This is a genomic window from Acaryochloris sp. IP29b_bin.137 (assembly GCF_028285745.1).
Classification (GTDB): domain Bacteria; phylum Cyanobacteriota; class Cyanobacteriia; order Thermosynechococcales; family Thermosynechococcaceae; genus Acaryochloris.
In genome coordinates, this window is record NZ_JANQOP010000370.1 from 1 (window position 1) to 11,303 (window position 11,303).

Annotated in this window: 10 protein-coding genes and 1 pseudogene; 5 read left to right on the forward strand and 6 right to left on the reverse strand. The window is 49.4% G+C overall.

Annotation, left to right across the window (positions count from 1 at the left end; translation table 11 throughout):
- Positions 1 to 232 (forward strand): annotated as a pseudogene (locus Q0991_RS24770) (cell division protein FtsH); the annotation flags it as partial.
- A gap of 63 nt (positions 233 to 295) precedes the next feature.
- Here the strand turns inward: Q0991_RS24770 and Q0991_RS24775 are convergent.
- Entirely contained in the window at positions 296 to 2,845 is a 2,550-nt protein-coding gene (locus Q0991_RS24775; RefSeq protein ID WP_299493718.1) for a tetratricopeptide repeat protein, read from the reverse strand.
- A gap of 312 nt (positions 2,846 to 3,157) precedes the next feature.
- Here Q0991_RS24775 and Q0991_RS24780 point away from each other — a divergent pair, with 312 nt between their 5' ends.
- Positions 3,158 to 4,936, forward strand: a complete 1,779-nt coding sequence (locus Q0991_RS24780; RefSeq protein ID WP_299493720.1) for a PstS family phosphate ABC transporter substrate-binding protein — start codon at positions 3,158 to 3,160, stop codon at positions 4,934 to 4,936.
- A gap of 40 nt (positions 4,937 to 4,976) precedes the next feature.
- Here Q0991_RS24780 and Q0991_RS24785 read toward each other — a convergent pair whose 3' ends face one another.
- The 3 genes from Q0991_RS24785 to Q0991_RS24795 form a co-directional block, all read right to left on the reverse strand.
- Positions 4,977 to 5,351, reverse strand: a complete 375-nt coding sequence (locus tag Q0991_RS24785) for a cupin (RefSeq protein WP_299493722.1) — start codon at positions 5,349 to 5,351, stop codon at positions 4,977 to 4,979.
- A gap of 11 nt (positions 5,352 to 5,362) precedes the next feature.
- Entirely contained in the window at positions 5,363 to 5,785 is a 423-nt protein-coding gene (locus Q0991_RS24790) for a GNAT family N-acetyltransferase (protein ID WP_299493724.1), read from the reverse strand.
- Between the two features lie 336 nt (positions 5,786 to 6,121).
- Positions 6,122 to 7,207: a SpoIID/LytB domain-containing protein gene (locus tag Q0991_RS24795; protein ID WP_299493726.1), complete on the reverse strand. Its 1,086-nt coding sequence runs from the start codon at positions 7,205 to 7,207 to the stop codon at positions 6,122 to 6,124.
- A 530-nt stretch (positions 7,208 to 7,737) separates the two neighbouring features.
- Between Q0991_RS24795 and Q0991_RS24800 the strand changes: the two genes are divergently transcribed.
- Positions 7,738 to 8,160 (forward strand): hypothetical protein, encoded by a 423-nt coding sequence (locus Q0991_RS24800; RefSeq protein WP_299493728.1) that lies wholly within the window; start codon positions 7,738 to 7,740, stop codon positions 8,158 to 8,160.
- A 4-nt stretch (positions 8,161 to 8,164) separates the two neighbouring features.
- Here Q0991_RS24800 and Q0991_RS24805 read toward each other — a convergent pair whose 3' ends face one another.
- A complete protein-coding gene (locus Q0991_RS24805) occupies positions 8,165 to 8,806 on the reverse strand; it encodes a hypothetical protein (protein ID WP_299493730.1) in 642 nt (213 codons plus the stop codon).
- Positions 8,807 to 8,897: 91 nt separating this feature from the next.
- Positions 8,898 to 9,362: an SRPBCC family protein gene (locus tag Q0991_RS24810; protein WP_299493732.1), complete on the reverse strand. Its 465-nt coding sequence runs from the start codon at positions 9,360 to 9,362 to the stop codon at positions 8,898 to 8,900.
- A 266-nt stretch (positions 9,363 to 9,628) separates the two neighbouring features.
- On the opposite strand from Q0991_RS24810, the gene Q0991_RS24815 reads away from it, so the two are divergent.
- Both Q0991_RS24815 and Q0991_RS24820 read left to right on the forward strand, forming a co-directional pair.
- Positions 9,629 to 10,933, forward strand: a complete 1,305-nt coding sequence (locus tag Q0991_RS24815) for an alkaline phosphatase PhoX (RefSeq protein ID WP_299493734.1) — start codon at positions 9,629 to 9,631, stop codon at positions 10,931 to 10,933.
- A 102-nt stretch (positions 10,934 to 11,035) separates the two neighbouring features.
- Positions 11,036 to 11,209: a hypothetical protein gene (locus tag Q0991_RS24820; protein ID WP_299493736.1), complete on the forward strand. Its 174-nt coding sequence runs from the start codon at positions 11,036 to 11,038 to the stop codon at positions 11,207 to 11,209.
- The last annotated feature ends 94 nt before the right edge of the window (positions 11,210 to 11,303 follow it).

An 11,303-nucleotide genomic window follows, 5' to 3' on the forward strand; every position in this document is an offset into this window, starting at 1 on the left:
GGTAAGTGATGAAACGGCTCAGGCGATTGATAAGGAGGTCAAGGGTATTGTGGAGTCGGCTCATCAGGAAGCTCTGAGTATTCTCCAGGAGAATAAGGAGCTACTGGAGATGATTTCTCAGCAATTGCTGGAGTCAGAGGTGATTGAAGGCGAGGGGCTTCGACAGATGCTAGCGAAGGTGCATCCTGAATCCCATGTCCAGCCTGCAGAGCAAGAGCCCGTCACTCTCTAGTCTGAAACAGTCGAAACAGTCGTTTAAGAACCAAAGCCCTTCTCTGCTCGAACGGAGAGGGGCTTAGCGATTGACGAGTTCGCGAAACCATTCATCTTCACGGAAGTCAACGAAGTGGGTGTCACTGCGGGCTTGTTCCCGGAAGCTGGGGTTGAGCTGAATGGCCCGTTCTAGGTTTTCTAGGCTTAAGGCAGTTTCACCTTGGAGGACGTAGCAGACGGCTTTGCCATAGTAAGCATTAGGATAATCTGCATTGATTTCTAGAGCTTTGTTGAGGCTGATGAGAGCGTCGCGATCGCGTTCTAGTTTGATCAATGCATACCCTCGATAGCTCCAAGCTTTGAAGGCTTCCGGCTTATGTTGAACCGTATGTTCAAAGGATTCAAAGGCGTCTTCATGGCGGTCCAAAGCCTGTAGCGCTAAGCCTCGATTCAGCCAGGCTGCTGCATCTTCGGCTTTATATTGAACCACATGATCAAAGGAGGCAAAGGCATCTTCATGACGTTGGAGCGTTCCCATTACAAAGCCCCGATTCATCCAGGCATTGCGATGGTTGGGGTCAATCGCAATCACACGGTCATAGGCAGCAATGGCTTCATCCCACCGTTGAAGTCGTTCTAGCAGTGCTCCACAGTCCATCCAGGTTTCAGTCTGCTCTGGTGACAATTGTGCTGCTTCTTTGAATGCCCCTAGCGCTCCTTCATAGCGTTGCAATTCCTTGAGTAATCGGCCTCGCCGTAACCATAGATCAGGATCTGCTGGGGTCAGCTCAATCGCTTTATCCAAGGAACCTACCGCATCTTCCAGCTTTAACAGACCAATCTGAGCATCGGTGCGCTTACACCATAGCTGAGGATCATCTGTCCTTAATTCCAACGCTTGATCATATTTAGCAAGCGCCTCTCTACAGCCTCCATCTGCCAGTAACTCATCGCCTTGCTGGATATAATCTGTGATATCCAAGAAGAGATCGGGATGGTTGGCCTGTAGGCGTTCCAAAGGTCCAAGGGCTGTCTGTAACTGTGCGTTGATTTCAGCTACGGCATCACCAGCTAGTTGAGCAGGAGAGATTGCCGCGAGTTGCTGAAGAATCTGGTCTTTGCGGGCTTGAGCATCGGCGGTAATGGTAGTTAGATCTTGTTCTGTTTTTGCTTCTAAGGTTTGAAGAGACTGTTCCGTTTGTGCTTGAGAGCCTTGCAAATTTGTTTTCAAGTCGGCCAGTTGATTAGAAACCTGGGTGGTTAGGGCTTGAAGATCCTGAACGGCTTGCGTTTGGGTGGTTTGTATCTCCGTTTTTAAGTCTGCGAGTAGGGTGGAGGCATTGTCGGTCAGGGCTTGAACATCGGCCAGGGCATTGGTCTTCTCCGTGTCTAGCTGTGTTCGGTAATTAAATAGTTGAGTTGTAAATTCAGACTCTTGGAGCTGTAGCCTTTGCAGGGTTTTGCTGGCCTGGGTTTGGAAGGTCTCTTGTGCCTCAGTCAATTGACGCGTAATTTCGGTACCGACCTGTTTAAGACGAATTAGGAAAGACTCTTTTTTCTCGTTGGCCTTGACTTGAAGTTGGGTTTCAACCTCTTCAAGCTGGGGGGTGAAGTCACTTTCTAGTTGCTTGAGATTTTGCAGAATGAGTTCCCATTGCTTGCGTGCTTCCTGCTGCAGATCAGACAACTGGGTAACATATTCTGCTTTAGAGGTAGCGAGGTAACCGATTAACGTTTCTTTCTCGGTCTGGGCAACGGCTTGAAGCGCTGCCATTTGTGGCCCAAAATCATTGCTCATTTTTTCGACGCGAGTCAGGATCTTATCTTGTTCCTGTTCGCTCTTGCTCAGCAATTGGGACAGTTGGGCTTTGAAGGTTGTCTCAGACTGCTGCAGCCGCTCTAGAAACGCTGTCTTCTGGTTTTGGGCATCCGACTCAACGGTGAAAAGCTGGGGCTCAATCTCTTCGCGCAGTCGTTGTAGGTGAGCCAGAATCGTTTCTTGTTCGGTTCTCAATTCTGTATCTAAGGCAGCAAATTTGGCGGTGGAGTCGGCTTCAAAGGTTGCGATCGCAGCTTCCGTATCCGTCAAAGACCCTTCGATTTTGTTGAGGATCTGCTGCTGTTTGGTAGAAAACTCTGCCAGCATGTCTGATAGCCGCTGGCGCTTACTGGTCAAGTCTTGATGAAACTGCTCCGATTCTTGATGGAGATCGGCATCGAGGTCTTCTGCTTTTTGCAGAATCACTTCCACCGCATCTGCTGCATCCGCCAGATGTCCCTTGAGATCGCGCATTTCTCGGAGATGTTTTTGCACGACCTCTGCGACTTCATGGACCACCGCTCGCCGGAGAAGGATGAGGCTTGCGATCGCAGTTGCCAGAATCAACCCCAAAACCACCAAAAACCAATTAAATAACGTTGTGGTTTGATTCACCGCTTGGGCAGCCTCGGCTTGGGTCTCTTTTTGCCCCTCACGCTCCTTGCGCAGTTCTTGCAGCAGCCGCTCAATCTCTTGTGGGTCCGTGGCAGGGGCGGCAGGCGATGAAGAAGTCTGGGCCAGTGCAGGACTCAATAACACAGTAGAGAGAACAACGCTATACCAAACAGATTGACTGAGAGTTTTGGGTTTCATCGGACCTTCCTCACCTGGGTGGGGTTTGCGATCTCTTCATGAGATCGCTCTTCTATAACAAGGTAATCAAAAACAAGGTAATCAAAATGATTAGGTGTAATCAAAATCGAGATGGGTGTTTGCTGTGTTCCTATCATAGAAGTGGTCTGGGGGGCAAGATTTGTCTACCTGTCCCCACAGGTCATTAAAATCAAACGATCGTTTTGTTGGAGCACTGCGCTTTTAGTGTAGCGGTGTTGATCCAGATACAGAAATCTTGAAGGGCGTCATTTTATTCTTTAAGTCGTATAAAATTTGCCATAAAATAACACAGTGGCTAGACTTGGGCTTTACGGTCTCCCCAAAACTCAACATCAAGCTTGCCCACAGTTTGAGCGTATCGTCTTTACTCAACAGCAGCCCGCACTGCTTACGTTAATGTATAGCGCCAGCAAATCTGTACTGCTCCTACAGCCTCTTAAATTTCAGGCTCAAGTCTGGACAACAGCCCTACAATCTCAGCAGATTGAAGTCATCGAAGAGCCTACTGAAATCACCTTTTCGCGACTTGCAGGCCAGCGAGATGCCATTGAACGGGCCAATATTGGCTTGTTGCTAGTGGATCTAGGGGCACAACATCTGAATGCATTTGACATCTGTCGGTGGTATCACGAGAACTACCCTGACCTCAAGTTGATTTTGACCGCTGGGTTGCGCAAAAAAGTCCTGGCGACTGAACGGCGCCTAGCGCTGGAGCAAGGGGCTGAAGATTTTTTCCCTGGATTTCAGCAAGACAATATTTTGCCCGCAGCCATTAGCCGGGTGAAGCGTATCCTCGAGCTTTTGAAATATCACCCGCTGGTCGAAAAAGATCTGATTGATGATCTGATGGCGTTTTACCGTCACGGTGCCGTTCCAGCCTACCAACTGCCAACGCCAACGCAAATGGCTTTTGCCACAGCGAGACAAAGCTGTCCTGTCGATTTTGAGGAAAATCCCCAAACGTCGACGATCATCCTGCCAGAGCGAGCCTATTCGGTGCAGCGCTTGCCGGATCCAGAACCGTCCCAGCCCACTGCTCAGCCCGCTGCCCCCAGAAACACAAAACTAAGCAAGTTCTATCTAAAGGCCTCCCTAGTTGCGCTATTACTCCTCATTGCGGGCTTTTGGGGATGGTTGCGATCCCCCCGTCAGCTCCAGCTCAGCCCCAGTCAGGGGGCAGCGACATTGGCATTAACCCCGAATTTTGCTGAGGTACCTGACGTTCCAGAGGGGCTTTACAACTATGGAGGCAGCGCCACTTGGGCCTTAATTCGACCGAATGTGGAAGATGCGATCGCAGATGTCTACCCTAACCTTCAGCTCCGTTACGTAGAAACGGTCAGTGGCACGCCGGGTTCCGGTCAGGGCATCAAAATGCTTCTAGACGGCAAAATTGACTTTACCCAATCGACCCGTCCCCTCAATGATGAAGAATATGCGATCGCTACCACAAGAGGGTTCAAAATTACCCAACATGCCATCGGCTTGGATGGTATTGCAGTGGTGGTTCACCCCTCCCTCAACGTACCAGGGTTAACCGTTCCCCAACTTCGACAAATTTATTTGGGTAATATCAGTAACTGGAATCAGCTAGGGGGACCCGATCGAACGATTACCCCCTTTTCTCGCCAACCGGGAGATTCCGGGACTGCGGATTATTTTCAAGAGTATGTGCTGCAAAATGAGCCCTTTAGTTCTACCGTTGTCCCTATCTACTCCACAACCGATGCCCTGCGCCAATTAAATCGAACCAATGGCGGCATTTATTACGCCTCAGCAGCGGAAGTGCTCTATCAATGTATTGGTAAACCCATCCCCTTGGGGCTAAGCTCAGATAAGCTGATCCCGCCACAGCAAGGCGCATCCACTCAAAATTGTCCGTCTACCCGCAATCAACCTAATTTGGCCGCATTCCGGGATGGTAGCTACCCGCTCACTCGTCCCCTCTATGTCATCGTCAAGGAAAATAAGGATCGAGAACAGCTGATCGGCGAAGCCTATACCGACATGATGCTCAGCGAGCAGGGTCAGCAACTGATTGAGCAAGCTGGGTTTGTCAGGATTGAATAGCGCTTGTAAACACTGATCTCAGAATGGTAGTGCGGTGGCCTTATGGTGCTGAGGTCTCATCAGTGTCTCGATGAACGGTTTCTAGGGAAAAGGCTGGCAAGCATACAGCGATATATTCTGCACCATTCGGAGTACTGTATCGGATCCATTCCCCGGGCTCTGTAACAATGGCTTGACCTGCATTCACCGCCAATACACCCCCCTCATATTCAACGTGGAGTTGCCCGTGCAAGACAAGGGTCATCTCCTGGAATTCGGGCTGTTGTCCTGGTTCTTGCCAGCCCGGGGGAGACACCATACGAGCAACACTGATATGGTCATGGTTGGAATTCATCCGTCCGAAAAATTCTTCAATCCGTTTGGGTTTATTCCCCGCAGCGGTGATGATCGTGGGCTGGTTAATCAATGTGGGCATGTCAGTCTCCTTTAAAGTTCAAGGGCAAAATGATAGCCGCTGATTTGTAGCCTCTCTCGCTGATAAAACCGATGGGCATCCAGGCGCTGCAAGCCGGAATCCAAATGCAACTGGACACAATTGTGGTGCAGAGCATACTGGACGAGCCAGTCTAACAGTTGGTGCCCATAATTTTGTGACCTTGCTTGGGCATCTGTAATCAAATCATCAACGTATAGAAATCGCCCCCAAGATAGGCTTTCGCTGATGCGAAACCCGGCAACGGAACAAATGCGATCAGAACTTGATAAGTATGCCAACTGATACCCAAACTGCATCTGTCTGTGAATTCGGATAACAAATGCTTGGGAGTCGAGGTGCGTTCTCAACTGCACCATCACCGGGTAACAGGCTCGAATCTGGTCATCCGTTGTCGCAATTTGTATTAAAGTCATGCTTTTGGCAATCGATAGGGGGCTCAGCAGGGCATCTGTTTCCAAGATAGAGCCAAACGAAAGGTTCACGATCGAGGCAATGAGCCCACAATTCTAGCGATGCTAGCCCTCTTTCCCATCGAGCACATGATTGAAAAATTGCTCCTCTGCGTACACTCCTTGGCGACAATATTCTCCTTATTCAAATCTTTTCTTTTCCAAGGCCCGGCGGTGCTCAATCTCTTGGCATCAATTCTGACCCAGTTGAGTGGTGATGACAGATGACCTATCAAGACTCAGATGTCTTGTGTGAAAAGCGTTTCCTTAACATGAGAATGGCTGGCTCAAATCAATGTTTTAGGAAGAAAACTGGAGCCATGCCAAGCGGGTGCCTGGGTAGAAATGAGCTAAGATCTGCTGGTAACTGTATTGCTGCTGGGCTAGCTGGTTTGCCCCATTCTGGCTCATGCCGAAGCCTTTATGGACTTCACGCACAATTTGATCCGATGCTGCATAGAGGGATTCCACCACGGCACCCTCGTGAGATAGCACAATTCCAGCGGTTGCTTCCACTGCCGCTAAGGTTGAGTGGGCTTCAGTTTCGACCCCTTTATATGCTTGCCATCGCTGAGTATCTCCCAGATCGAAAAACGGGTTAGCCGGACGGGCAATATGGGCGAGGGCATAGGAGCGGGCGGCAATGGCTTGAGACTTGAGGGCCTCAATCGGCCAAGAAGCCGGCATCTCAGCCCCGACCACGCTATAGAGATAGGACTCCATATCCAGATGATTGACGCCTAGAAGTTTGCCGCGATTGGCAATGACCTGAATGGCTCCTCGGTACCAACGGCCTGACACATAGACCAGACCCGTTGCCGATTCAGGTTTAATCCACACCACATTGGGGGCGCTCTGAGCACCGATCTGAAGTTGCCCGCCTTGCACAATAACGTTCTCAGCGGAGGTGGGGACGAGTTTTTTGACCGCTTGGCCTTGTTGGTCAACGACGGTAGCGGGGGTGGAGGATCCAATGACTAAGTAGGGGGATTGTTGGGCGATCGCAACCCGAATCGGAACGCGGGGGGCTGCTTGAGCTGGTTTTGGCGGTAAAGCCAAAGCAGCCACCGGATTGGCTTGATATGAAGAGGGTTTGGCAGACGCAGGGAGAGGGGTGGCAGCATCTACCGGAGCAGATGGCTGGGGAGTAGGACGTGTAGAGTCTGTCCTAGGAGTAGTGGGTGCAGGTGCAAGAGTAGTCAACTCTGGCGCCGGAATGACGGGAGCTGGAGACTGGACGGGTTGAATCTTTGACGGTGAAAGGGACTGAACCGTCGCTGGTCGATCACAACCACTTGCGACGAGCCCCCCCAAACTGATGGTCAGCAAGAGTACAGCATGTGGGCCATGGCCTAGCCCTAAAAGCTTATATTGAGGGCAAATCATACCCATAGATCTTAAAGAGATGCAAAATTTGGTTTTTATCTTCCCTATTCTACCGTTCAAGACCTATATCGTGATTTTATACAGGCAAGAAGAAAAAGATCGGTCAACCCACTTCTAGCGTGCCCCGCCATCTTGGTGAACAGACCCATTGCGGCCAGTCTATCGATAGGCAGACGCATAAAAATAAATTATTTGTTCGCCGAAAATATTAAAACAATCAGTAAATAACTGAGAATATTTTCCCCGCGAACAAAGGAAAAGCCTTGTACAGCATCGCTCTGAAAAGCTTTATATCGAGATCTCATCAATTGTAAAGAACCATACCAAAAATGAGACTCACAGGAGGACAATGAGAGTAATAAAAGAATTTTAGTTAATTTCCTTTATTTTTTAGTTCAGTTTTTAACTGAATCCCGTGTGTTTCCCGATTAAGCCTCATGAACAAGTTTTGGTTTGATATCTCTATATCCTCATCGCAAGTAGGTAAACGGTATAAGAGGCTACCGTATTATCTTCTTGGGGGTCTGGCCTTGGCGAATGCATGGGCTGTTACAGCCCTCTGTGCTCAGGCCCAACCCAACGTCATAGGGGTAGAGCAAGAGGCCAATGCTATCGCCGTTTCATTGCCCCAATCTCCCCTCAAAGACGGCGTGCATCTGTTTGGGCAAGCACGGAAACCGGGAAAATTTCAAACCGAATACTTAATCTTCAAAATAAAGCGCAATCAGGTCATTGGAGCCTTTTTTATGCCGTCTTCGTCTTTTGATTGTTTTGCAGGCAATCTCCAGGGCGGGGCGTTGACCGTATCGGTGGTAGAAAGTTACGAGCAGCAGACCTACGAGCATAGCGTCAACTTAAATCAGTACTACGCCATCAAACAGATCAACAACAATGACTTGCGCATCCTGGATGTTTGCGCCGTTCATTCGGGTCATACTGCTCAAGAACCGTAAGCGACTAGCGCAGTGCTAAGCTTGAATCCAAGGTCAAATCAAGATCTTGTTTCGCATCAATCACGACCACTTCAACTTTCTCGCGTCGACCGAGCAGCCAACCCCCTAAAGCACCAGCGCCAGCACCACCTAGGACCTCTAGGACACCAATATCACCAAAGATTTCAGATAAGACTGCAGCTGCAGCCCCCCCCACAAGCGCTCCCTGCCAAATGCGGTCATTATTTCCCTTGCGAATTTCTTCCTTGCGGGTAATCACATCTGAGGTCGCATCAATATCCTGCCGTTCACGGTTTGTCAAAATCAGGGTATTGGCGATAAATTGCGTACCATCGCCAGTTGGTTCAAGTTGACCAGCAATGCGGCTACCTTTGGGAATTAAGACGGTCCCTCTGGCGTTACGAACATTTTCAACCACCGTCAATGTGACAGGCAGGGTTTCATCAGGCTTAAGAATAATCCGCTCGGCCCCCTGGTAGGCGGCTGGAATCACCGTGCCGGATCTGAGGGCCACTCGGCTTGACCGTGGAAAGCTTTGGGCGTACACAGGCAGCGCCTGCATCAGGGGGGCAACCCCAGCACTACAAATCCCCAACGCTAAGAGCGCTGCTAACCCAGCTTGAGAAGATGGTCGATGAATATTCATGGGATTGTCCTCGTATTCGGTAAGTTGCACGTTGTCCTTGCAATTTTGAAGACAAAAGGTTAAGGGAGAATGTTCCTCACCGATCAGGAGATTACAGTAACTCAGACTGAGCATAATATTGCTCTGCCACGTGTTTAAGCCGCTGTAACTGGCTTTGCATATCCCGTCGAGTCAGTTTCGAGGCAAAGGCCTGAAAACCAAAGGCAACCATTGGATTATCCATCCGAAATTCAAAGCGGTTGATCAGCCGAGTCCCACTAATTTCTGGTTGGCACTGCCAGCGATCGCATCCTTGGAAAAAACCGTCAAAGGCCCAAACTACAAGTCCTTCCTGTCGTTCAATGACCTGACTGTGTAAGGTCGGGTTGAGCAGTGGGATGCGGATCATAAAGCGAGTCTGGCTCCCCAGTTGCGAACTCCATTCCCCTACGGGCTCACACTTTAAGAGCGGGTTGAGCCAGCGATGCATCAGCTCTTGATCCGTAATGGTTTGATCAACGATGGCAATTGGGGCGTCGATGAAAACCGATTGTTCAAAAGTAGTGGTGTCCGCCATATTTCAGAAGAAAAACGGTTGGCAAATGCTGAATCAAACACGATAGTAAAAGCATCCAACGATCAGCCGTGATGCATCGTAAACAAGCATTGGCAATCTCACTTTAGGATATGAAGGGACGATTTGGCACTGAATTCTTTGGGGCTGGGTTAACCTGAAGCGCTGAGCCCTAAAATTACTGCCGATACTGTTCGCGGTAGATTTGTCACGGTAATCGGGACTATCTTTCAGCCGAGGAATCGCCATTCATCCAATAGGAGACCGTTTTGAATCTTTCACGACGCCATTTTCTCGCCATTACAGGGGGGAGCTTAACAGCAACCGTCATGGGTGCTCCCCTATCGCGCTTATTCGCTCGAGCAGCCAACGGATTGTCGATTCAAGCAGAAGGCTATGGTCCACTGATTCGTGACCCCTATGGACTCCTAGATTTACCCCGGGGGTTTCAATATCGAGCGTTTTCCCATACGGGAGAGCGAATGAGCGATGGTTTTCCGGTACCCGCCAAACATGATGGGATGGCGGCTTTTCCCGGCCCCAACAAGACTACGATCCTGGTTCGCAATCATGAGTTAAGTCCAAATCAGACCCCATCGGTACAAGGGGGCAATGCGTATGATCCACAGTGTAGTGGCGGCACGACTACACTGGTGATAAATTCCCAGCGCCAGTTAATTCGGCACTATGCCTCCCTCACGGGGACCTACCGCAATTGTGCCGGAGGCCCCACCCCCTGGGGATCTTGGATTAGTTGCGAAGAGAATACGTCCACACCAGATATTGACCCAGCGGTGAGTAAACGGCATGGGTATAACTTTGAAGTGCCGATTCAAGCCCCTGGCCCAGTTCACCCCCAACCCCTATTGGCAATGGGCCGCTTTAACCATGAAGCGGTTGCCGTCGACCCCAATAGCCAGATCATTTACCAAACGGAAGATCGCGAGGATGGGCTATTCTATCGTTTTCTGCCCCATCAACCGCAAAACCTCCAGGCCGGGGGAGTACTCGAAGCCCTGAAAATCAAAGGACAGCCTCAACTGAATACCAAACAGGATATTGCCGTGGGCACTTCGTTCCCTGTCGAGTGGGTGCGAATTCAGAATCCTGATCCGGCGACCGATACGGTTCGGGCAGAAGGGTATGCCAATGGGGCTGCCCTATTTAGTCGCGGCGAAGGCATTTGTCTGGGGAACGACGAGGTTCTGTTCTGTTGTACCAGTGGGGGGGCTGCCCATCTCGGCCAAATTTGGCGATATACGCCAGGCCAAGATGCTACTGAAGGCGGAACTTTGACCTTATTTGTTGAACCCAATAACCCAGGGATATTGGATTATCCCGATAACTTAACCATGGCACCTTTTGGCGATCTATTTTTGTGTGAGGATGGGCGAGGTGAACAATTTATTCGCGGTATTAATCAACAGGGACAACTCTATCCCTTTGCTCGTAATGCCTTGAATGATAAAGAGTTTGCAGGAGCTTGTTTTGCTACGAATCCCCTGACGTTATTTGTTAATATTCAAACGCCAGGAATAACCTTTGCGATTTGGGGACCTTTTATTCAAACATAGGTCAATCTGAGGTAACAGAGGCAACTTCATCCAAACACTTTGGACGAATAAATATAAACTAGTGGAGAAAAAAACAATCTTCGGTATCGAAGCTTAGCAATATTGGGCCAAAAATATGCTGATACAGTTGCTTTCTTGTATCGTTTAGAACGTAATGATAATCGACTTTATGGGGTTTGTTGGGTGGTTTTATCAGCGATTACCGCTGCAATTCGCGGTTTATTTGCAAATAGTTATAAACAGCCTATGATGGCTCCAACTTATGGAGATAAATAGGCCTTTAAATCACTTCATCAACCTCAGTCGGAATACTCAATGCCCTAACCATTTTTGTTTGCCCTTGTTATTGACTGCATGGATTCAGACGCTA